Genomic DNA, 22,014 nt, shown 5'->3' with positions numbered 1-22,014 from the left:
TTCTCGCGGTTGCGATTCGTTTCGCCAAGCCGGGGAGGGACCGGGACTATGACCCATGAAACATTGCTGGCCCTGTTCGGTTTCGCGGTTGCGGCCTCGTTTACGCCGGGGCCGAATAATTTCATGGTGTTTGCGTCGACGGTGAACTTCGGCTTTTTGCGCACGATCCCGCATATGGCCGGCGTCGTGATCGGCTTTATGGTGCTGCTGGCCTCGATCGGCGCGGGGCTCGGCGCGGTCGTCGCCGCCTTTCCCAGCCTTCTGATCGTGGCCAAGGTCGCCGGCGGCGCTTATCTCATATGGATCGCCTGGAAAATCGCCAATACAAGGCAGATGGATTCGGGCCGGACGGTTTCCGGAAGGCCGTTGACCTTCCTTCAGGCCGCCGCCTTTCAATGGGTCAATCCGAAGGCCTGGATCATGTCGTTGACGGCGATATCGGTCTATACCTATCCGGAAGATTATGCGTTTTCGGTTGCGCTGGTGTCAGGCATGTTCGGCGTGGTGTCGGTGCCGAGCCTTTCGATCTGGGGCGGGTTCGGCGCGGGACTGCGCGACTGGCTGTCCGTGGGAAACCGGCTCAAATGGTTCAACATCGCCATGGCGCTTCTGCTGGTCGCAAGTCTCTGGCCGATGCTCTCCTGAAAGCGCTGAGGCCAGCCGGCGGCGCGCCCGCGACAGGCGCGACATCACGGTCCCAAGCGGAATGCCGAGCCTGTCCGCGATCTCCTCATAGCCATAACCCTCGATATCCCTGAGGATCACGATGGCGCGGAAGTCGGGATCGAGCGCGTCGAGCGCTGCCTCGACGCCGAGCCGGTCGATCTCGATGGCTTCCGTCGAATTGTCGGCAAGGCCGCAATCCTCGTCCAGAACCATCATTGGCAACACCCGGTCGTGGCGGCGGCGGTTGGCGTCGATGTGGCGCATGATCGCGTAGAGCCAGCCGCCGAGATTTTCGCCGCGCCACTGGTCCCGGCGCTCGAATGCGACCATGAGCGTGTTCTGCAAAAGATCGTCGCCGTCCGCAGCCGATCCGGCCAAAGCGCCGGCCATGCGGCGGAGCTTCGGCAGTTGCTCGAGCATCTCAGCCTCGAATGCGATGCGTGGCGGCGCAGCCTCAGAGCGACGCTGCGCCGTTTCAGCGCGATCATGCAGCCGGGCGCGCCACCTGCCAGTTGCCGTGATCGGCGTTCTGGCCGGTGATGTCGCCGGTTTTCTTGTCCGCAGAGCGGAAGTAGAGGGGTTCGCCATTTAATGCCCACTGTCTCTGGCCATCCTTGCGCACCACAAAGCTGTAATGTGCGAACGGTTGCGCGGATGAGTTGGCGAGATATGGGAGCCATTCCTTGGCGCAGCTACCATAGCAAACGGATTGGTGGTTTGCGTCCTTGTCATAGGTGTAGAGCGTCTGGCCGTTCTGTCCGGCGAGAACCTGGCCGTCCGGCGTGTTGATCGCCTGAAAGGTGGTGGTGCCCGCATGGGCCATCCCGGCAAAGGCTGCAAGCGCGACGGCTGCGAGTATGGGTGTTTTCTTCATCATGGTTGTCTGTCCGTGTCGTGATAACCGCAGATTGCGGTGGTTACGTGCGATAGACACCTCAGCGCGGCGGTTTATTCCCGTGCGATGCGATTTTTTGTTGCCGAGCGGCGGCGAATCCTGCCAATTCACGCTCATGGAATTCTCGCCGCAACAGGATGAAGCGCTACAGGCCGTCGCCCGCTGGCTGAAGGAAGGCCGGGCGCCGGTGTTCCGCCTGTTCGGCTTCGCCGGAACCGGCAAGACCACGCTTGCGCGCTATTTTGCCGAGCATGTCGACGGCGAGGTGCTGTTTGCCGCCTTCACCGGCAAGGCGGCGCAGGTGCTGCGCTCGCGCGGGGCCACCAATGCCCGCACCATCCATTCGCTGATCTATCGCCCCAAGGGCGAGGAGATGATCGAGGATGAGGAGACCGGCAAGACCTCGGTGTCGCCGATGTTCACTCTCAATCGTCAAAGCCCGCTTGCCAAGGCGGCGCTGATCATCATCGATGAATGCTCGATGGTGGACGAAAAGCTCGGTCAGGATCTGGTCTCCTTCGGCACGCCGGTGCTGGTGCTCGGCGATCCCGGCCAGTTGCCGCCGGTTTCGGGCGGCGGCTATTTCACCAATCACGAACCGGATTTCCTGCTCACCGAAATTCACCGTCAGGCCCGCGACAATCCGATCATCGACCTTGCGATGAAGGTGCGCGAGGGCAACGAGATCGACTATGGCGATTACGGCCTTGCACAGGTGATCTCCAAGCATGACGTCACCCAGGAACTGGTGCTGGAGGCCGATCAGGTTCTGGTCGGCACCAATCGCACAAGGCGGCGCTATAACCAGCGGCTGCGCGAGTTGAAGGGTTTTTCGCAGATCCATCCGCAGGCCGGCGACAAGCTGGTGTGCCTCAGAAACGATCCGGCCAAGGGCCTGCTCAACGGCTCGCTGTGGAAGGTGATGTCCGCCTCGCGCGAAACCGTGAAGCCCGGCATCAACCTTCTTGTGAACCCGGAAGAGGACGATCCCGATCGCGGCGCATCTCGCATCAAGCTCTTGAAGGCGGCATTCGAGGACACGGGAACCGAAATTCCGTGGTCCACCAAGAAGCGCTATGACGATTTCGACTATGGTTATGCCCTGACGGTCCACAAGGCGCAGGGCTCGCAATGGAACAATGTCGTGCTGTTCGATGAGAGTTGGGCATTTCGCGATACGCGGGAGCGCTGGCTTTACACCGCGATCACGCGCGCGTCTGAAAAGCTGACAGTGGTCAAGTCGTGACGCAACCTTTTGTTGCGACGGTGTGCGCTTTGTCGCATATACGAGTGAGCGCGTGTCGCGATACATCCGGAGGGAGCCATGGTCGCCAAGCTGTCCGTTAACCTGAATGCGATTGCCCAGTTGCGCAATCGGCGTGATCTGCCGTGGCCCAGCGTGCGTCATTTCGGCCGGATCGCGCTTGAAGCCGGCGCCCATGGCCTGACGGTCCATCCAAGACCCGACCAGCGCCATATCCGGTTTTCCGATCTGCCTGTCTTGCGGGCGCTGATCGATGACGAATTCCCGCAGGCGGAGTTCAATATCGAGGGCTATCCGAGCGATTTCTTCATCGGCCTGTGCCTTGAAGCCGAGCCCGAGCAGGTCACGCTGGTGCCGGATGATCCCGACCAGGCGACATCGGATCACGGCTGGAAATTCGCCGAGAATCGCGACCTGCTGAAGAAGACGGTTGCAAGGCTGAAGAAGAAGAATATCCGGGTCTCGATGTTCGCCGATGGCGATGCGAGCGCCGCCGAACTGTATGCCGCGCGCGAGAGCGGGGCCGACCGGATCGAGCTCTATACCGGCCCCTATGGCGCCTGTTTCGAGGATCCGGCGAGGGAGGCCACGCTTGCGGCGCAACTGGGTCAGACCGCGCAACGCGCCCGCGAACTTGGCCTTGGCGTCAATGCCGGCCACGACCTGACCGTCGCCAACCTTCCGCCGCTTGTGGCCGCGATACCGGATCTGGCGGAGGTCTCGATCGGCCACGGCCTCACCGCCGACGCGCTGGAATACGGCATGGCGGAGAGCGTGAGGCGCTTCCGCCATGCCTGTGGCGAAACGGTCTGAGACGGCGAAGCCTTAAGACGACAGGGCTTGGCGATTGTCCTCGAAGAAGGCGCGCAGCGGCTTCGGCGTGCGACCGGTAAGGCGCTCGAAATCATCATTGACGATGTCGAAGTTGCCGGCGCGGATGTTGTCGTCCGTGCTCACAAGCATGTCCACGAGGAAGGGTGGCAGGCCCGCGCCCTCAAGCGTCTTGCGCAGCGTGGCGCTGTCGACATGCTGCACCGCGAGCGGCTTGCCGCTGAATTCGCGCGCCAGCGCGGCAACATCCTCGATGGTGTGGCCTTCGGAGCCGACGAGCGTGTAGATCGCATTCCCATCGGTCTCCGCAAGCAGGGCCGCGGCCAGCGCCCGGGCGCAATCCTCGTGGGCGATGTAGCTGAGCTTGCCCTGACCCGCCGCCGACATGAGCATGCCATGCTCCAGTGCCTGCGGCAGGCTCATCAGAAGGTTTTCCTGATACCAGGTGTTGCGCAGGATGGTGTAGTCGAGGCCGCTTTCCTTGACCGCCTTCTCGCTGCCCAGATGATCGCCCGCGAAGCTGATCAGCGAGGTCTCGGGGGCAGGCATCGAGGTATAGATAATGTGACGGGCGCCCGCAGCCTTGGCGGCGCTGACGGCAGCGCTGTGCTGGGCGACCCGATCGACCCCGGGGAAAACGGCATCGGTGGAGATGATGGCCACCCGATCGGCCCCTTCGAAGGCGGGGCCCAGGGTTTCGGGCGCATTGAAATCGGCGTGTCGCACGTTAACGCCTTTCTCGGCGTAATCGGCAAGCTTGGTCACGTCGCGGGTGGCGGCGATGATCCGGGCTGGGTCCTTGCCGGAGGCAAGCAGAAAGTCCAGCGTTTCGCGGCCGAGCTTTCCGGACGCGCCGGTGACGAGGATTGTCGGGTTGTTCATGGTTGGTATCCCGATTAGAGTAAAGCTATGAACGAATTATAGTCTCAAAAAGAGACCATGAACCATCTAATATGACCGTCGTCGTTGTAAAGACGGGTTTTATTTGTGCGGTGGTTACACGGTTGTGACCGGGAGAAAGAAATGGCCGACGATCTTCGCTTGTGGAGTCGCGCGCAGCTTGCCGAGATCATCGCTGATGACGGGGCCGGGAACTGCCCGGTGCGCGATGTGCTCAATCAGGTGTCCGGAAAATGGAGTAGCCTGCTGTTGATGGCGCTTTCGAGCGGGCCGCTGCGCTTTGCCGAACTCAAGCGCATGACGCCGGACATCTCGCAACGGATGCTCACCAAGACATTGAGAGACCTTCACCGCGACGGCTATATCACCCGCACCGTGTTTCCCACCAAACCGCCCAGGGTGGTCTACGAACTGACGGAGACGGGCCGGTCGTTTCTCGCACCGTTCTCGCTGCTGGTCACCTGGGCGAAGGAAAACCACAAGCAGATCAGCGAGGCGCGCAGCGCATTCGATCGCGCCGAAAACGAAATGAGCTTCTGATATGGCAAAAAATAAACGCCCCGGAGCAGGGGGTGCCGGGGCGTTTACTTGGGGGTCACTTACGAACTTATAGACACGAAACGCTGCCCGTGTCCGTCTAGTTCCCATATATGGTTAATTTTCCGGCGATTTGAAGGCGAAGCGGATTTTTGCCCTTACCGGACGAAGCGCGCGGCTGTCGTTGGCGCTCGAAGTTGTCTTGAAATGCCGGAGGAGCGCGGAATCAGAAGCTGCGGCCAAGCCCGATGCCGCCATAGGTCAGGCCGCTGTTGGGCGAGGCCAGTTCGGCGTTCGAGGAATGACGCACCGTAGCCGTCAGACTCCAGTTTTCATCGAGATTGACGCCGAGCGCGATATATTCGTGAAACAGGATGTGCGAGCCGACGCCGGGGCCGCGACCGCCCTCGTCAATATCGGCGTTGGTCAGCGCACCGCCGAAGCCGATATCGGCGAAGGTCGGGCCTAGCAGCGGAAACTTCCAGCTTGCGCCGGCCATGATCTGCGATGATTCGTCATCGGTCGAGATGCTGGCGCTCAGGAAGAAACGGGGGTGGAAAACCTTGTCGAACCCTTCCCGGCCTTCGCTGTGCAGCGGATCGAAGAACACGCTCGGGATCAGGAAAACGCCACTTTCAAAATCCGAATTGGAGCCGAGCGAACCGGCAACCTCGAAGCGGACTTCATCGAAAATACTGTCGTTGGCAACCGGCGCGGGAGAGACGGTGACACTATCCATATCGGCGCCAGAGGCAGCAGTTGCGGTGATCAGCGCGACCGCAAGGCTTGCCGCCGACGTCGAGAATCTATTCAGTTGCATTTGGTCGACCTAATCGAATCAGTACGACAGCAAACTCGCGCTGCCTTAATTTTCTCCTAATACTGATCATTCTCACGTTCAGGTCAAGCCAAACGTGCGCCGTTTCAGGCAACCTCAATCTGTCCAAGCGCCGCCTCGAAAAGACGGCGGCCGTCGGTGCCGCCATGGGCGGGTTCGATCAGGTTTTCGGGATGCGGCATCATGCCGAGCACATTGCCGGCTTCGTTAACGAGGCCCGCGATGTCGTTGACCGAGCCATTGGGGTTGGTGCCCTCGGCGTAACGGAACGCCACCTGGCCGCGATCCTCGAGCGCTGCAAGGGTGTCGGCATCGGCGAAATAATTGCCGTCGTGATGGGCGACCGGGCAGCGGATCACTTCTCCGGCGGCGTAACCGCTGGTGAAGACCGTGCGGTTGTTGGCGACGGTGAGCCGAACCTCGCGGCAGACGAATTTCAGCGATGCATTGCGCATCAACGCGCCCGGCAGAAGGCCGGCCTCGAGCAGGATCTGGAAGCCGTTGCAGACGCCGATGACGCGCACGCCCGCGCGCGCCTTTTCGGCAACCGCGCGCATCACCGGCATGCGAGCGGCGATCGCGCCGCAGCGCAGGTAATCGCCATAGGAGAAGCCGCCGGGGATCACGATCAGGTCAACATCCGGCAGTTCGGTCTCGGTCTGCCAGATGGTGACCGGATCGGTGCCGGAAATCTGCCGGAGGGCTGCAAACATGTCGCGGTCGCGGTTGAGGCCGGGAAGCTGGATAAGAGCGGATTTCATGGCGGCTCCGATCAGTTCAGCTCGATGGCGTAGTTTTCGATCACCATATTGGCCAGCAGCTTCTCGCACATCTCCGCGACGTCGGCTTCCGCCTTGGCGCGGTCATCGGTGTTGAGCGTGAGGTCGAAGACCTTGCCCTGGCGCGCGCCGGAAAGGCCATCGAATCCGAGGCCATGCAACGCGCCTTCGATCGCCTTTCCCTGCGGATCGAGTACGCCGTTTTTCAAGGTGACGATGACGCGTGCGTTGATCACTGGCTTAACCTCAGCTTCTGTTCGAAAATTCTATTTGACCAGGACGGGGCCGGCGGCGCGCGCCGGCTCGTTCTCATTCATGATGCCGAGCCGGCGGGCGACCTCGGAATAGGCGCTGACGGCAACGCCGTCGGCGCCCTCAACGCGCGAATCGAGACGCTGGCGGGTCGCCAGATCCATCAGGCGACAGGAATCAGGGGAAATCTCGTCGGCCAGGATGATGCGCATCATATCGCCCTCGAAAAGGCGTCCGCACTCGATCTTGAAATCGACGAGTTGCATGCCGGCGCCGAGAAACAGGCCGGACAGGAAGTCGTTAATGCGGATCGCCAGCGCCATCATGTCGTCGAGCTCCGGCGGCGAGGCCCAGCCGAAGGCGGTGATGTGTTCCTCGGTCACCAGCGGATTGCCGAGCTCATCGGAATTCAGGCTGAACTCGACGATCGAGCGGGGCAGGGGAACGCCTTCCTCGATGCCGAGCCGGCGCGACAGCGAGCCGGCCGCGACATTGCGCACGGTGACGATCAGCGGGATCATCTCCACTTCGCGCACGAGCTGCTCGCGCATGTTGAGGCGACGGATGAAGTGGGTGGGAATCCCGATCGCGTTCAGATGCCCGAAGACATATTCCGAAATGCGGTTGTTCAGAACACCTTTTCCGTCGATCACGTCGGCGCCCGCACCCGGTTCGGTGCTGGCGTCGTCCTTGAAGAACTGGATCAGGGTTCCGGGCTCGGGGCCCTCATAGAGGACTTTACCCTTGCCTTCATAAACCCGGCGGCGACGACTCATCTCTGTCTCGTATACGTTGGCGCAAAACGCGCTGAAATCATCAGTTTCGCTGCAATAGCGAGTTTGCGCCGCTTTCTCAATCAAAACCACGTGTTTTTCAAGGCAATTGCGGTTTTGCACCTTTTGCTGACGACAAACCGTCGCATGCGGACAAATTTTGAAGCAAATGCCGGTTTTTTTCTTCTCAATCGTGCCGAGTCATACCATCTTAGGTGAGTAGGATTATCAGGGAGGCCAACATGGCAGATCGAATTTTTGCAGACCGCGGGCGCGCGCACGAGGCCGCCTATACGGCGGAACAGCATGCGCATTTCAACACGCTCGCCCGGCGCAACCGGATGCTGGCAAACTGGGCGGCAGGGCTTTTGGACCGTGAGGGCGACCAGGCCTATATCAGTGAAGTGATGGCCAGCCATTTCATCGAGGCCGGCGATGCCGATCTGACGGGCAAGCTGATGGCGGACTTCAATGCGGCGGGCGTCGAAATGGACGAGCAGACCATTCATGCCAAGCTGAACGAGTTCATGATTGCAGCCGCTGCCCAGGAAAAGGGTTCCGCCTGAATTGACTTGAGCGGTCCCGGCTTTTTCGGAAGGCGTGGCCGCTCTGCCTCTTTTTTGAGGCGCGGCCGATCGCTCAGCCTAGGGTCACGATCCGGGCGGTCTCGCCCGCTTGAACCGCCTTGGCGTGGGGCGGGCGGACGATCAGACAATCCGCTTCGGCAAGCGTGGCCTGCAGGGATGAATCCTGCCGCGCGAACGGCGCGACCCGACCCTCGGGGTCGAAGCGGCCGCGCATATAGTGCTGGCGCGAGCCGTTGTCGGCGAGCGCGGACGCGGCGATTGCCGTGGTCTCGCGCTTGCGCGGCGGGAAGTGTCCGACATGGCGGATGAGCGGCTCGGCAAAGAGCAGGGCGCAGACGAAGCTCGAGACCGGGTTGCCGGGCAGGCCGAGCACTCGCATGTCTGCGAGCCGACCGACCATCAGCGGCTTTCCCGGGCGCATCGCGATCTTCCAGAAATCGAGTTCCATGCCCATGGCGGAAAGCGTGGGGCGGATCAGGTCGTGGTCGCCGACCGACGCGCCGCCGATCGTCACCAGAATGTCAACCTTCGCCGCGACCGCCTTTTCCACGGCCCCGCGGATCGCCGCCTCGCTATCGCCGGCAATGCCGAGATCGATGACATCCGCGCCGTTGCCGCGAGCGAGCGCCGCAATGGCGACGCTGCCGGAGGCTGAAATCTGGCCGGGGCCCGGTAGCGTGCCGGGCGGCACCAGTTCATTGCCGGTGGCAAGCACAGCGACGCGCGGCCGGCGAAAGACGGAAAGCGTTGCGTGACCACCGGCTGCCGCAAGCGAAAGGGCGCGGGCGTCAAGCGTGCGGCCGCGGCTGAGCAGGATATCGCCCGCGGTAAAATCCTGTCCCGCCTTTCGGATGTTATCGTCCGTGATGGCGGGGGCTTTGAAGAAGACGCCGCCATCGCCGCGCTTCTCGGTGTTTTCCTGTATCACCACGCTATCGGCGCCTTGCGGCAGCGGCGCGCCGGTGAAAATCCGCATCGCGGTTCCGGCAGCCACATGCGCGTCCGGCATCGCGCCGGCGGCGACCTCGCCGATGACCTGAAGCTCCGCGCCTTCGGGCCCGATATCGCCCGCGCGTACCGCATAGCCATCCATGGCGGAGGCCGAAAAGGGCGGTTGGGTTATCCGGGAGGCGACGTCCTCGCAAAGCACGCGCCCATTGGCATCGGCAAGCGCCACGGTTTCCGTCTCGCTTACCTGCGGAGCATGCTCCAGCAGGATTTCACCGGCTCTTTCAACGCTCAGCAGGGGATCGGCCATGGCTCAGCCTCCGCGCTTGAAGTCGCCGCTTGCGCCGCCGGATTTCTCGACCAGCCTTATCGCGCCGATTTCCATTTCGCGATCGGCGGCCTTGGCCATGTCGTAGATCGTGAGGCAGGCGATGGAAACGGCGGTCAGCGCCTCCATCTCGACGCCGGTCCGGCCGGAAAGCGACGTTGTGGCGACGACCCTGAGACCCGGAAGCGTTGCGTCGGCGTCGATGTCGACGGCGATCTTCGTCAGCATCAGCGGATGGCAGAGCGGAATGAGGTTCGCCGTCTGCTTCGCGCCCATGATCCCGGCCAGCCGGGCGGTGGCGATCACGTCGCCCTTCTTGGCGTTGCCGCTTTCGATCAGCGCAAGCGTTTCCTGCTTCATCCGGACATGGCCTTCCGCCGTGGCCGAGCGGACGGTTTCGACCTTGGCGCCGACATCGACCATGCGGGCCTCGCCGGTCTCGCCGATATGGGTCAGGCCGGCGGGCTTGTCGGTCATGGCGCGGCCTCGGCTGTGCCCTTCAGCAGCGCACGGGTGGCGGCGGCGATATCGTCCTTGCGCATCAGGCTCTCGCCCACGAGGAAGGTGGAAATGCCGACCTTCGCCAGCCGCAGGCAATCGTCATGGACGAAGATGCCGCTCTCGCCGACGATCAGCCGGTCTTCCGGGATCATCGGAACGAGCCTTTCGCTGGTCTCAAGCGAGACGTCGAAGGTGCGCAGATTGCGGTTGTTGATGCCGATCAGCGGCGAGGAGAGCTTCAGCGCCCGCTCGCATTCGGCTTCGTCATGGACCTCGATCAGCGCGTCCATGCCGAGTTCGAAGGCGGTCTCCTCCAGGAGCCGGGCCTCGTCATCGGAGAGGCTCGCCATGATGATCAGGATGCAATCGGCCTGCCAGGCGCGGGCCTCGTAGACCTGATAGGGCTCGAACATGAAATCCTTGCGCAGAGCGGGAAGGGCGCAGGCCGCCTTGGCGGCGGCAAGAAATTCCGGCGCGCCCTGGAAGCTCGGCGTATCGGTCAGCACCGAAAGGCAGGCCGCCCCGCCTTCCTCATAGGCCGCGGCGAAGGCCGGCGGATCGAAATCCGGGCGGATCAGCCCCTTGGAGGGGCTTGCCTTCTTGATTTCGGCGATCAGGCCGAATGCGCCTCCGGCCTTTCTGGCGAAAAGCGCATCGGCAAAGCCGCGCGGTTGATCAACGTCGCGGATTCGCGCCTTCAACTCATCAAGCGGGTGCGCGGATTTCGCGGCGGCAATTTCCTCGCGCTTGTAGGCTTCGATCTTCTTCAGAATATCGGTCATGGCCGGATTCCATGTTCGGGCTTGCGGTTGGAAACGGCAACCAGCCGTTCGAGTGCGACAGCCGCGTTGCCGCTCTCCAGCGCCTCCGTGGCGATTGTCATACCATCGGCGACACTATCGGCCTTGCCGGCGACCACGAGTGCGGCGGCGGCATTGCAGAGCGCTATGTCGCGATAGGCGTTCTTCTCGCCGGCGAGCACCTTGCGCAGCGCGGCCGCATTGACCTTGCCATCGCCGCCGCGCAGTGCCTTGAGCTCGGCTTGTGGAACGCCGAAATCGGAGGGCGAAAGCGTGAATTCGCGGACCTTGCCATCGGCAAGCTCGGCCACCAGCGTCTCGCCGGTCGTGGTGATCTCGTCGAGGCCCTGGCCGTGGACGACCCAGACCTTTTCCGATCCGTGGTCGCGCAGAACCTCCGCGAGCGGCCGCACCCATTCGGCGGCAAACACGCCGAGCAATTGCCGCTTGACGCCTGCGGGATTGGAGAGCGGACCGAGCAGATTGAAGATCGTGCGGGTGCCGAGCTCCACGCGCGACGGACCGACATGGCGCATGGCGGCGTGGTGCTTCTGCGCGAACATGAAGCCGATTCCGGCCTCTTCCAGACAGGCTTCGATGAGGGCCGGCGTGATATCGAGATCGACGCCGAGTTCCGACAGGCTGTCGGCGGTGCCGGAGCGCGAGCTGAGCGCGCGGTTGCCATGCTTGGCGATGGTGACGCCGGCGCCGGCGGTGATGATCGCCGCCAGCGTCGAGATGTTGTAGGTCCCCGCGCCATCGCCGCCGGTGCCGACGATATCGATGGCATCGGCCGGGGCTTTGACGGGGGTCATCTTGGCGCGCATGGTCGAGACGGCGCCGACGATCTCGTCGACCGTCTCGCCCTTGACCCTCAGCGCCATCAGGAAGCCGCCGATCTGCGAGGGCGTGGCCTCGCCCGACATCAGCAGATCGAAGGCCTGGCGGGCTTCGTCACTGGAAAGCGACTGGCCGCTTGCGACTTTCGCGATGAAGGGCTTCAGCTCGGACATTGTTGCTCTTCTTATCTGAGGTTGATCGCCTGCTGGGCCAGCGTCTGGTTGATCGTGACGCCGTACTCACCCTGCAGCTTGTTGATCATTTCGTCGAGAATGTCGTCGCCGGCATAGGATGCGATGGCGTTGACCGCCTGGTCGTCGCCGGATGCCGCCAGCGTGCCGACCGGGTTGACGACGGCCACGACCTTCAGCACCACCTGCTCGGTGCCGCTGTCGCGCGGCGCGGTGGCCACGGTGCCGAGCGGGCCGCTGAAGGCGGCGGCGACGGCTTCCGGGCCGAGTTCGTCATTCTGCGTGGTGCGGGTGACGGAGGTCACGCTGTTGACGTCGATCGCCAGCTCGTCGGCAATCTGCTGCAGGCTCTCGCCGCCTTCGACGCGGGCCTGCAACTCGTTCGCCTTGTCGGCAAGAGCCTCGCGCTGCTGCTCGGCCGCCCAGTCGACCTCCACCTGGCTGCGGACCTCTTCAAATTCGCGGTCGCGCGAGGGGGTAATGTCGACGACCTCGTACCAGACAACGCCGCCATCATTGAGCGTGAGCGGCAGGTTCTCGACGCCGATATCGCTGTCGAAGGCTGAAGCAACGAGTTCTGTGCCGAGCGGAATATCGGCAACGGGAGTGCCGCTTTCATCGTTGCCCTGGGCGTCGATGGCGTCGATGGTCACCGGCTCGAGGCCCAGGCTTTGCGCTGCCTCTGCCATCGAAGCGCCGCCGGCGCGCTGGTCCTCATACTGGTTTTCGACATTCAGGATATCGTCCGTTGCCTGCTGCTCGGCGAGTTCCTGACGGATCCGGTCCTTGACCTGATCGAACGGCGTGACCTGTTCGGGCGAGATCGCGGTGACGCGCAGGATCACTGGGCCGAAATTGCCCTGGACGACTTCGCTGGTGCCACCCTCGTTCTCGATGGCGAAGGCCGCCTCGTCGATCGAGGCGTCCGGAAACTGGCCCTTGGTGAAGATGCCGAGGGTCACGTCGCCGGTGGTCTTGCCCTGTTCGCTGATAAGCTGGTCGAATGTCTTGGTGCCATCGGCGAGCGCCTGGGCCGCCTGTTCGGCCTCCGCCTGATCGGAGAAGGTCAGCTGCTGGATACGGCGCTCTTCGGGCGTGGTGAAGCTTGCGATCCGGGCGTCGTAATCCTCGCGCACGGCGGCATCGGTGATGGCGTCGGGATCGGCGATATCGGACGGGTGAAGCGCCACATAGGAAACCTTGCGGTATTCCGGCGCGCGATAGGCGGCCTTGCGCTGCTCGAACCAGGGCTTCAGCACCTCGTCGCCCGGCGATTTCACCGGCTCGATGAAGGCGTTGTTCAGCACGATGTAATCGACGCCGCGCGACTGGTTGCGGTATTCGCTGATTGCATCCACCAGGGCTTTGGGCGGGACGAAGCCGTCGGCGATGCCATCGACGACCTGGGAGCGCACGGCGACCTTGGAGCGTTCGGCGACATAGTCATCCTCGTTGAGGCCGACATTGCGCAGCAGCGCGCTGAAGCGCTGGCGGTCGAAACGGCCGTCGGCATTCTGGAAGGCGGGGTCCTGGGCGATGATCTCTGCCAGCCGGTCTTCGGAGAGGCCGAGATTCATGTCGTCGGCGAGCTGGTCGAGCGCGGCGCCGGCAACGAGCTGGGCATTGACCTGCTGGTCGACGCCGATCATGCGGGCTTCCTCGCCGGTCAGCCGCCGGCCGAACTGGTTGCTGAGACTGTTCAACTGGCGCTGATAGGCGAGGCGATATTCATTGGCCGAGACGGTCTTGTCGCCGACCGTCAGCACCACATCGGAATTGCCGGACAGGAACGCGCTCGACGCCCCCCATACGCCGAAGGAGATGATCAGCAGGATCAAGAGGAGTTTCGCGACCCAGGTCTGGGCGCCTTTGCGCAGTGTCTCAAGCATTCTTGTGCAGTCCCTGTTTGCCGGTCCTTCGGTTTTGTGACGCTTCATAGACGAAGATGCAACCGAATTGAAGCCGCAGATGCGATGGCTGGCCGGGCAGGGGATGATAACCGTTCATTAACCATAAATATTAAGCATGTTCGCAAAAGCACGCATGGCAATAGGTTCTTAAGGACCTGCAACCAGAATCACCCCAGTTTTGGACAGTCGGCCGATTCCCCGGATTAGCGGATCGCGTCGCAAGGGGTAGGTAATGCGTGGTTTGAGATTTGGGCAGGGCGCTGCCAGAGCGTTGTTTCTGAGTTCCTCCGCACTTCTGGTGGCGTGGAGCGCGCCGGGACTGACCGCCGATTTCAATTGGACGGGCGCGACCTCCACAGACTGGTATGCGACCGAGAACTGGACCGTGGACGGCAGCCAGCCGCCGCTTCCGCCGAAATCCGGTGACAACGTAACCATCAACACGCTGAACAATGCCCCGGTGCTGACCCCCGACCGCGGCACGGAATATATCAGCAACTTCATCGTGGGCGACACGGCCGCCGGCAAGCTAACCTCCAACGCAACGGTCAGCGGCGAGGTGGTCACCCTCGGCGCGTCCGCCGGCGGCAACGGCACCATCATCGTTCAGGGCGCGGGCAGCGCGATCCAGTTCGACAAGCAGATCGTGGTCGGGGGCGCCGGTACCGGCACGCTGACGATGCAGTCCGGCGCCAGGGGGCAGACCGGCGCAATCACCATCGGCAACGCGGCAAGCGGTGAGGGAACCTACACGCTCGACGGCGCGGGAACGGAGATGCGCACCTATGGCACGGGCGCCAACAGCGTGGTGGTCGGCAATCTGGGCACGGGCACGCTCAACATTACCGGCGGGGCCAAATTCGAATCGAATCAGACGATCATCGGACAGGGCGCTGGCGGCGACGGCGCGGTAACCGTTTCCGGCGCGAATTCGGAATGGAACGGCTATGGCGACCTGACGGTCGGGCTGTCGGGAACCGGCTCGGTGACCGTGAACAATGGCGGCCACGCGATCAGCGGCTCGCTCAGCATCGGCCAGAACAACAGCTCCACAGGCAACATCGCCACCGTGACGGGGGCGGGTTCGCTCTGGAACGTCTATAACGATATCGCGATCGGCGGCAACGTGGCTGGCGGCGGCTCCGGCGGAGAAGGCGAGCTCTCCGTTCTCGCTGGCGCGACGATGACCGCCAGCAACATGACGGTCGGTTATGTGACCGGCGGCGAGGGCACGGTGACGATCGATGGCGCGGGCACGAAGCTGCAGCTTTCGGCGGCGCTGAAGGTCGGCAATTCCGGCGGAGGCGGCCTTACCGTATCGGACGGTGCGGCGGTTACCGCCGATTACGCGATGCTGGGCGTCAACGCGACCGGCTACGGCGGAACCGTAATCACCGGCGCCGGCAGTAGCCTGACGCTGACCAACAGGATGACGGTGGCGGCCAAGGGCGAAGGCGCGCTCGGCATTTTCGATGGCGCCGCGCTCAATTCCAATGGCGGGGTCATCGGTCGCGACGCCGGCAGCGAGGGCGGTGTTGCGCTGACAAGCGGCGGCGTCTGGACCAACACCTCCAATCTCACTGTCGGACAGGATGGCACAGGCCTTCTCGGCATCGGTAGCGGCGCGAAGGTCACCAACAAGACAGCCGTGCTCGGCGCTTCAGCAACCGGGAACGGCGGTGTGCTGGTCGCGGGTGCCGGATCGAGCTGGGATGTCGACGGCGGCATCACGGTCGGCGCGGGTGGCACGGGCCTGTTCTCGGTCACGACCGGGGCGACGGTCACCAGCACGGCCAGCGTTGTGGCCGACGCAGCAGGCTCGATCGGCCTTGCTGAGGTCTATGGCGGCACCTGGACGGTCAATGGCGGCCTTGTGGTCGGCAATGGTGGCTCCGGCATCCTCGACGTTGCCGAAAACGGCATCGTGACGGCCGACAGCCTTGTTCTTGCCGTCGCAAACGGCTCTGAGGGCGGACTTGTCATCGGAGGCATTCCGGGTGTCGGCAGCGCCGTCGCTCCGGGCGAAGTGGCGATACCCACCATCGCTTTCGGCGAGGGCACCGGCCTCATCGTCTTCAACCATACATCGTCAGACTATGTCTTCGCGCCGACCATCAGCGGGGCGGGGCAGATAGCTGCGTTGTCCGGCACCACGATCCTGACCGCCGACAATACCAATACCGGACTAACGGCGATCGACTCCGGCGCTGAAATCCAGGTTGGCGCGGGCGGCACGACGGGAACGCTCGGCGGCGATGTCGCAATCGAAACTGGCGGCACGCTGAGCTTTGCCCGCTCCGACGATATCGAGTTCCGTGGCGCGCTGAGCGGTTCCGGCGCTCTGGTGCAGAAGGGACCGGGAGAACTCAACCTTTCCACCGACAGCGCGGATTTCACCGGTTCGCTCGAAGCGGCGGGCGGTTCGCTCGACATCGATGCCGACCTGCGCGGCGCGACCGCCGAAGTGGCGGGCGGCGCGACGCTGGGCGGCTCCGGCGTGATCGGCGACACCCATGTGAGCACCGGCGGCACGTTCCGCGGCGGCGACAGCAAGGGATCGATCATGGTCGACGGCGATCTCGATTTCGATCCAGATGCCACCTATGTCGCGGTGATCACGATCAATCAGGAGCCTGCGATCGTCACCGGCACCGTCGCCTTCGACGATACCGCCATCGATCTCGATTTCGAACAGGGCGGCGTGCTGAAGAAGGAGTATACGCTGCTCCAGGCCGGAAACCTCACCGGCACCTACGATCCCTCGCTTGATTCGCTGCCCTCCCAGTTCCGCGGGACGATCACCGACGAGGACAATGCGCTGAAGCTTGGCCTCGCCTATGTCGGCGGCAATTTCAACTTCTCCGCGCTCGGCCAGGGTGTGAACACGGCGCTCGTCAATGCGTTCAATGACGGCGTGCCGCTGCAGGGCACGCTTGCGGCCGGCATGCTGCAATCGGGCCAGGCCTATGAGGCGGCGATGACGACGCTCGGCGGCGAGCTCGGCATCAATGCCACGATGACGGCGACACTCGGCATGGACAATTTCCTGCGGCGCTCCTCCAACCTCAACCGATTGCTCGCCGGCTGGCGTCCTATCGAAAAGGATGCCGATGAGGACACCGTGCAGAATGCGCCGGCGGCGACATCGGGTCTCGCCTACTGGGCGGTCGGCGGCTATGACGGCTATGCGGGCGCGGCCGGCGATCCGCGCTGGGACTGGTCCGCGGCGCGGCGCCAGGGGATTTATGCCGCGCTCAACCCGGTCAACACCGGCTGGCTCGAATATAATGGCGGCAGTTCAAGCGTCGATGGCGATGCCCAGGCCGGCAATTCCGGCGCTGATATCGACAGCAGCATGATCGAGGGCGGCTATCTGGCGCGGCTTGATGACGCCAATGCGATCGGCATCGTGTTCGGCGGCGGCAGCTCGACCTACAAGCAGACGGAGCAGGACGGCAAGGCGGATTCGCAGAGCTTCCACGCCGCCATCAACGGCGTGACCCAGTCCAAGGAAGGGTTTTATGCCACCGCTGCCCTCGGCGGCGGCGTCGACAGTATCGATACAAAGCGCACGGTCGCCTTCGGCAATGCCGTCGACCAGCTGCGCGGCTCCTATTCGGCGACCACAGTCGGCGGGCGGATCGAGGCGGGCGGGCGCATCGTCCAGAACGGCGTGGCGTTGATGCCGTTCTTGGGGGCGAGCGCGGTCTATACCCATGCGCCCGATTATCAGGAAGAGGTCGAGGCCGGCTATGGCAATGCCGCGCTCGCCTATTCCGATGTCGGCCTGTTCCGCGGCACGGTCGAGGCCGGGCTCGGTTTCGACACGGCCGCCGGCGACGTGGCGCGCCGTTTCGCGCTCAACGGCCGCGTTTCCTATCTCTATCGCTATGGCGGCGGCGGCGATGCCAGCGCCAGTTTCCTGGCGGTGCCGGGCTACGGCTTCTCGATCTCCAGCAATGCGCCCACCGGCAGCGCCGTCGCCGCCAATGTCGCAGCGAGAATCCAGCTCACCAGCCAGGCTGATCTCAGCTTTGGCGCCTACGGCGAATGGGGCGAGAGCTATTCGGCGCTGATCGCGTCGGCGAAACTGCGCTACGTCTGGTAGGTCTTCGCGTAGGCCGATGTGCTCCTTCTTGAGGCGAGGGCGTTTCTGTGCCATCAAGAGCGCCGAAAAGGAGGGGCCATGTCTCTTTCCCACCGTCCTATCGATCATCTGGTTCTGCCGGTCGTCGATCTTGCGACCGCGCGGCTCAGGCTTTCCGCGCTCGGCTTCGCCGTGGCGCCGGAGGCGCGGCATCCGTTCGGTACGGAGAATGCCTGCGTCTATTTCGCCGATTCGACCTATCTCGAGCCGCTCGCGATCGCCGACCAGCAGATCTACGACCAGAATATCCCGAAAACCGAATTCGTGCGCCGCGACCGCGCCTACCGCTTCCGTAACGGTGATGACGGCCTCTCCGCGATCGTCTTCAAGAGCGAGGATGCGGCGGCCGACCATGCGGAATTTGCCGAATCCGGTATTGGCGTCGGCGATCTGTTCAGCTTCTCCCGGCCCTATAAGCTGGCTGACGGGACGGAAGCAACAGCCGGTTTCAAGCTCGCCTTCGCCGCCGATCTGCGCGCGCCCGACCTGTTGTTCTTCACCTGCGAACGCATGCAGGCGCTTGCCCCCGGCGAGACCCTCATGGGCCATCAGAACGGCGTGACCGGCATTTCGGGTGTCTTGCTCGGCGAGGACTATCCGATGGAATTCGAGCCGCTGCTGCAGACGCTCACCCGCGCCGGCGAGGCCGATATCCATCCCGACGGCTTCAGCACCGATGCGCTGACGGCGAAGCTTTCGGTCTTCACCTTTGATCATCTCTACAGGCGATATGGAATCGCTCGTTCCGGCGCGGGCCGCGGGATCGAGCCCGCCGCCATTGTGTTCGAGGTGGCCGACCTGGAAAACCTCGCCGATATTCTGAAAGCCAACGAGATCGCCTCACGGCAGACCGGCGACGGCATTGCCGTACCGCCGGCGCCCGGCCAGGGCGTGACCTTCATATTCAGGGAATACTAGCATGACCGACCGTACCGTGACCGCCGGCGCCGGCGAAAAAGCAGTCGCCTTTTCCAATAGCGGCAAGCTGTCGCTGATCGCCGGGCCGTGCCAGATGGAAAGCCGCGATCACGCCTTCATGATGGCCGGAAAGCTTTCGGAAATCTGCGCGGATGCCGGGATCGCGCTGGTCTACAAATCCTCCTTCGACAAGGCCAACCGCACCTCACTCAAGGCGACGCGCGGCATGGGTCTCGACAAGTCGCTTGAGGTCTTCGCCGACCTGAAGAGGGAGTTCGGCTTTCCGGTGCTGACGGACATCCACACCGAGGCGCAATGCGCCGAGGTGGCGACCGTTGTCGACGTGTTGCAGATCCCGGCCTTCCTGTCGCGCCAGACAGACCTTCTTGTGGCCGCCGCGAAGACCGGCCGGGTGATCAACGTCAAGAAGGGCCAGTTCCTGGCGCCCTGGGACATGAAGAACGTGCTCGCCAAGATCGTCGACAGCGGCAATGACAATGTCCTTCTGTGCGAGCGCGGCGTTTCCTTCGGATACAACACGCTGGTCTCCGACATGCGGGCGCTGCCGATCATGGCATCGACCGGCGCGCCGGTTATCTTCGACGCCACCCATTCGGTGCAGCAGCCGGGCGGGCAGGGCGGTTCCACCGGCGGACAGCGCGAATTCGTCGAGACGCTGGCGCGCGCGGCCGTTGCCGTCGGCGTTGCCGGCGTTTTCATCGAGACCCATGAGGACCCGGACAATGCGCCTTCGGATGGTCCCAACATGGTGCCGCTCGATGACATGCCGCGGCTTCTGGACAAGCTTCTTGCTTTTGACGCCATTGCCAAGGGAAGGTAAGTTCTTTCGAAATCGGGTGATCGTGCCGCAAATATGCGCGGCTTGATCGCCAAAATCATTCATTCGTCATAGTGCTGGCGCACGAACTGCATTAAGCAGAACTCCGACGACGCGGTCCGCCTGCTGAAGGGGCGGGCCCTCGCAAAGCGCCAGAGCTTAGACGCGGTCGTTTCATTTTTTTGTAGCAAGGTCGACAGGTAGACAATCATGACGACAATCACCGACATTCTCGCCCGTGAAATCCTCGACAGCCGTGGCAATCCCACGGTCGAGGTCGATGTGTATCTGGAAGACGGCACGATCGGCCGCGCCGCCGTTCCCTCCGGCGCCTCCACCGGCGCGCACGAAGCCGTCGAACTGCGCGATGGCGGCGAGCGCTATCTCGGCAAGGGCGTCGAAAAGGCGGTCGATGCCGTCAACAACGAGATCCTCGAGGCGGTTGTCGGCCTCGATGCCGAAAACCAGATGGAAATCGATCAGACCATGATCGAGCTTGACGGCACCGCCAACAAGGGCCGCCTCGGCGCCAATGCGATCCTCGGCGTGTCGCTCGCCACGGCCAAGGCCGCCGCCACCGCCTGCGGCCTGCCGCTTTACCGCTATGTCGGCGGCGTGTTCGCTCACCAGCTGCCGGTTCCGATGATGAACATCATCAATGGCGGCGAGCATGCCGACAACCCGATCGACTTCCAGGAATTCATGATCATGCCGATCGGCGCGGACACCCTGCGTGATGCGGTTCGGACGGGTTCGGAAATCTTCCACACGCTGAAGAAGGAACTTTCGGCCGGCGGCTACAATACCGCGATCGGCGACGAGGGCGGCTTCGCGCCGGCGCTTCCGAGCACCACCTCGGCGCTCGACATCATCATGAAGTCGATCGAAAAGGCCGGCTACAAGCCGGGCGACGATGTCTACCTCGCCATGGACGCCGCCTCGACGGAATTCTACAAGGGCGGCAGATACGTCATGGAAGGCGAGGGCAAGACGCTGGATTCCGGCGAAATGGCCGCTTACCTCGCCGACCTGATCGGCAAATACCCGATCTTCTCGATCGAGGACGGCCTCGCCGAGGATGACTGGGACGGCTGGAAGGAACTGACGTCGCTGATCGGCGACAAGTGCCAGCTCGTCGGCGACGACCTGTTCGTCACCAACACCAAGCGCCTGAAGGACGGCATCAGGATGGGCGTTGGCAATTCTCTGCTGGTCAAGGTCAACCAGATCGGCTCGCTGACCGAGACGCTCGACGCCGTCGAGACCGCGCACAAGGCCGGCTACACCAGCGTGATGTCGCACCGCTCCGGTGAAACCGAGGACGCCACGATCGCCGACCTCGCAGTCGCCACCAATTGCGGTCAGATCAAGACCGGCTCGCTGTCGCGTTCGGATCGTCTCGCCAAGTACAACCAGCTCATCCGCATCGAGGAAGAACTGGGTAGCCAGGCCGTCTACGCCGGCCGGTCGATCCTGAAGGGTTGATATTTTTGGAGGCTCCGGCCGCATAGCCCCAATCAATCTCCCCCCTTGAGGGGGAGATGCCCCGATAGGGGCAGAGAGGGGTGAACCCTCTCGATAGGTTCGGAGCTTGCGGCTTTTAGGGCTTACGCCCTTTACCCCTCTCTGCCGTTTTCGCGACATCTCCCCCTCAAGGGGGGAGATTGGCGGCGGCCAGTTCCTTGGTTAACTCCAATGCCGACGGACACCGCGATTTCAGCGGGTATGATTGCTGAGCCGGGCCTGATTGCCGCTCCGGTTTTGCCTCAAAAAACCGCACCTCATCCCATCCCGCCCGCTCCCGGTTTAGCCTTGGTTAAGGTTCACGCGTTAGTGTGAATCCATTGTATTGCGTAGCCTTCCGGACAGCTTCATGTGGACCCGACATCATAAATCCCGGTTTTACGGCCGCCTGATCGTACCCGCGATCACCGTCTGCTTCATGAGCTATTTCATCTATCACTCGATCCATGGCGATTACGGCCTGATCGCCGGCGAGCGGTTTGCCGCCCACAAGGCGCTCAACGAGCGCAAGCTGGAAAAGCTCGTGGCTGAACGCGAGGCCATGGAAAAGCACGTCAAGATGCTCTCGGATGGCTCGCTGATGAAGGATGCGCTCGATGAGCAGGCACGATACGCGCTGAACCTGCTGAAACCCGACGAGATCGTGATTTTCGAGCGAAATCTCCAATAAACTGAAAACCAGTTAATACTGTTTTTAGTAAAAAATTTCAGTATATTGGTGTGTCGCACAACATGCTAAATCTAGCA

At 62.9% G+C, this 22,014-nt stretch carries 21 protein-coding genes and 1 pseudogene; 10 read left to right on the top strand and 12 right to left on the bottom strand.

Annotated features, from left to right (window positions below):
* The first annotated feature begins 48 nt into the window (after positions 1 to 48).
* Positions 49 to 645 carry a LysE family translocator gene (locus K7H91_RS00400; RefSeq protein WP_230718133.1) on the top strand — a complete coding sequence of 199 codons (597 nt, stop codon included), beginning with the start codon at positions 49 to 51 and terminating at the stop codon, positions 643 to 645.
* Between the two features lie 12 nt (positions 646 to 657).
* On the opposite strand, the pseudogene K7H91_RS00395 reads toward K7H91_RS00400, so the two are convergent.
* Both K7H91_RS00395 and K7H91_RS00390 read right to left on the bottom strand, forming a co-directional pair.
* Positions 658 to 1,086: pseudogene (locus K7H91_RS00395) on the bottom strand (RNA polymerase sigma factor); the annotation flags it as partial.
* Between the two features lie 64 nt (positions 1,087 to 1,150).
* Positions 1,151 to 1,678 (bottom strand): hypothetical protein, encoded by a 528-nt coding sequence (locus K7H91_RS00390; RefSeq protein WP_230718131.1) that lies wholly within the window; start codon positions 1,676 to 1,678, stop codon positions 1,151 to 1,153.
* Here K7H91_RS00390 and K7H91_RS00385 point away from each other — a divergent pair.
* On the top strand, positions 1,677 to 2,807 hold the full coding sequence (locus K7H91_RS00385) for an ATP-dependent DNA helicase (protein ID WP_230718129.1): 1,131 nt from the start codon (positions 1,677 to 1,679) through the stop codon (positions 2,805 to 2,807). The genes K7H91_RS00390 and K7H91_RS00385 overlap by 2 nt on opposite strands.
* A gap of 78 nt (positions 2,808 to 2,885) precedes the next feature.
* Complete coding sequence (locus tag K7H91_RS00380; protein ID WP_230718127.1) at positions 2,886 to 3,638, top strand: pyridoxine 5'-phosphate synthase; 753 nt, start codon at positions 2,886 to 2,888, stop codon at positions 3,636 to 3,638.
* A 12-nt stretch (positions 3,639 to 3,650) separates the two neighbouring features.
* On the opposite strand, the gene K7H91_RS00375 is transcribed toward K7H91_RS00380, so the two are convergent.
* Positions 3,651 to 4,538 carry an SDR family oxidoreductase gene (locus tag K7H91_RS00375; RefSeq protein ID WP_230718125.1) on the bottom strand — a complete coding sequence of 296 codons (888 nt, stop codon included), beginning with the start codon at positions 4,536 to 4,538 and terminating at the stop codon, positions 3,651 to 3,653.
* A gap of 141 nt (positions 4,539 to 4,679) precedes the next feature.
* Between K7H91_RS00375 and K7H91_RS00370 the strand changes: the two genes are divergently transcribed.
* Positions 4,680 to 5,096 (top strand): winged helix-turn-helix transcriptional regulator, encoded by a 417-nt coding sequence (locus K7H91_RS00370; protein WP_230718123.1) that lies wholly within the window; start codon positions 4,680 to 4,682, stop codon positions 5,094 to 5,096.
* Between the two features lie 223 nt (positions 5,097 to 5,319).
* Here the strand turns inward: K7H91_RS00370 and K7H91_RS00365 are convergent, their stop codons facing one another.
* The 4 genes from K7H91_RS00365 to K7H91_RS00350 all read right to left on the bottom strand — a co-directional run bounded on the left by K7H91_RS00365 (position 5,320) and on the right by K7H91_RS00350 (position 7,738).
* A complete protein-coding gene (locus tag K7H91_RS00365; RefSeq protein ID WP_230718121.1) occupies positions 5,320 to 5,913 on the bottom strand; it encodes an acyloxyacyl hydrolase in 594 nt (197 codons plus the stop codon).
* A gap of 104 nt (positions 5,914 to 6,017) precedes the next feature.
* The gene (purQ, locus tag K7H91_RS00360; RefSeq protein WP_230718119.1) at positions 6,018 to 6,692 is read right to left on the bottom strand and encodes a phosphoribosylformylglycinamidine synthase subunit PurQ; all 675 of its coding nucleotides are present in this window, start codon (positions 6,690 to 6,692) and stop codon (positions 6,018 to 6,020) included.
* 11 nt (positions 6,693 to 6,703) lie between these two features.
* The gene (gene purS, locus K7H91_RS00355) at positions 6,704 to 6,946 is read right to left on the bottom strand and encodes a phosphoribosylformylglycinamidine synthase subunit PurS (RefSeq protein WP_230718117.1); all 243 of its coding nucleotides are present in this window, start codon (positions 6,944 to 6,946) and stop codon (positions 6,704 to 6,706) included.
* A 30-nt stretch (positions 6,947 to 6,976) separates the two neighbouring features.
* Positions 6,977 to 7,738, bottom strand: coding sequence for a phosphoribosylaminoimidazolesuccinocarboxamide synthase (locus tag K7H91_RS00350; protein ID WP_230718115.1), 762 nt, complete (start codon positions 7,736 to 7,738; stop codon positions 6,977 to 6,979).
* Positions 7,739 to 7,977: 239 nt separating this feature from the next.
* On the opposite strand from K7H91_RS00350, the gene K7H91_RS00345 reads away from it, so the two are divergent.
* Positions 7,978 to 8,301, top strand: coding sequence for a DUF1476 domain-containing protein (locus K7H91_RS00345; protein ID WP_230718113.1), 324 nt, complete (start codon positions 7,978 to 7,980; stop codon positions 8,299 to 8,301).
* A gap of 73 nt (positions 8,302 to 8,374) precedes the next feature.
* On the opposite strand, the gene glp is transcribed toward K7H91_RS00345, so the two are convergent.
* The 5 genes from glp to K7H91_RS00320 are packed head-to-tail and all read right to left on the bottom strand — an operon-like array spanning position 8,375 to position 13,819.
* Positions 8,375 to 9,580: a gephyrin-like molybdotransferase Glp gene (gene glp / locus K7H91_RS00340; protein ID WP_230718112.1), complete on the bottom strand. Its 1,206-nt coding sequence runs from the start codon at positions 9,578 to 9,580 to the stop codon at positions 8,375 to 8,377.
* Positions 9,581 to 9,583: 3 nt separating this feature from the next.
* Positions 9,584 to 10,075: a cyclic pyranopterin monophosphate synthase MoaC gene (gene moaC / locus K7H91_RS00335; RefSeq protein ID WP_230718110.1), complete on the bottom strand. Its 492-nt coding sequence runs from the start codon at positions 10,073 to 10,075 to the stop codon at positions 9,584 to 9,586.
* Positions 10,072 to 10,881 carry an indole-3-glycerol phosphate synthase TrpC gene (gene trpC / locus K7H91_RS00330; RefSeq protein ID WP_230718108.1) on the bottom strand — a complete coding sequence of 270 codons (810 nt, stop codon included), beginning with the start codon at positions 10,879 to 10,881 and terminating at the stop codon, positions 10,072 to 10,074. The genes moaC and trpC overlap by 4 nt, the downstream gene beginning before the upstream one ends.
* Positions 10,878 to 11,912, bottom strand: a complete 1,035-nt coding sequence (gene trpD, locus K7H91_RS00325; RefSeq protein WP_230718106.1) for an anthranilate phosphoribosyltransferase — start codon at positions 11,910 to 11,912, stop codon at positions 10,878 to 10,880. Before trpD ends, trpC begins: the two co-directional genes overlap by 4 nt.
* 11 nt (positions 11,913 to 11,923) lie before the next feature.
* Positions 11,924 to 13,819, bottom strand: a complete 1,896-nt coding sequence (locus K7H91_RS00320; protein WP_230718104.1) for a SurA N-terminal domain-containing protein — start codon at positions 13,817 to 13,819, stop codon at positions 11,924 to 11,926.
* A gap of 253 nt (positions 13,820 to 14,072) precedes the next feature.
* Here K7H91_RS00320 and K7H91_RS00315 point away from each other — a divergent pair, with 253 nt between their 5' ends.
* From K7H91_RS00315 to K7H91_RS00295, 5 genes are all read left to right on the top strand, one after another.
* Complete coding sequence (locus K7H91_RS00315) at positions 14,073 to 17,948, top strand: autotransporter domain-containing protein (RefSeq protein ID WP_230718102.1); 3,876 nt, start codon at positions 14,073 to 14,075, stop codon at positions 17,946 to 17,948.
* Positions 17,949 to 18,026: 78 nt separating this feature from the next.
* Entirely contained in the window at positions 18,027 to 18,905 is an 879-nt protein-coding gene (locus K7H91_RS00310; protein WP_230718101.1) for a VOC family protein, read from the top strand.
* Between the two features lies 1 nt (position 18,906).
* Positions 18,907 to 19,746, top strand: coding sequence for a 3-deoxy-8-phosphooctulonate synthase (kdsA, locus tag K7H91_RS00305; RefSeq protein WP_230718099.1), 840 nt, complete (start codon positions 18,907 to 18,909; stop codon positions 19,744 to 19,746).
* A 207-nt stretch (positions 19,747 to 19,953) separates the two neighbouring features.
* Positions 19,954 to 21,228 carry a phosphopyruvate hydratase gene (gene eno / locus K7H91_RS00300; RefSeq protein ID WP_230718097.1) on the top strand — a complete coding sequence of 425 codons (1,275 nt, stop codon included), beginning with the start codon at positions 19,954 to 19,956 and terminating at the stop codon, positions 21,226 to 21,228.
* A 388-nt stretch (positions 21,229 to 21,616) separates the two neighbouring features.
* Positions 21,617 to 21,937, top strand: coding sequence for an FtsB family cell division protein (locus tag K7H91_RS00295; protein ID WP_230718095.1), 321 nt, complete (start codon positions 21,617 to 21,619; stop codon positions 21,935 to 21,937).
* Positions 21,938 to 22,014 lie beyond the last annotated feature (77 nt).

Origin of the sequence: Martelella mediterranea, from assembly GCF_021021415.1 — a bacterium.
GTDB lineage: Bacteria > Pseudomonadota > Alphaproteobacteria > Rhizobiales > Rhizobiaceae > Martelella > Martelella mediterranea_C.
This window is presented reverse-complemented; position numbering and strand designations above follow the sequence as displayed.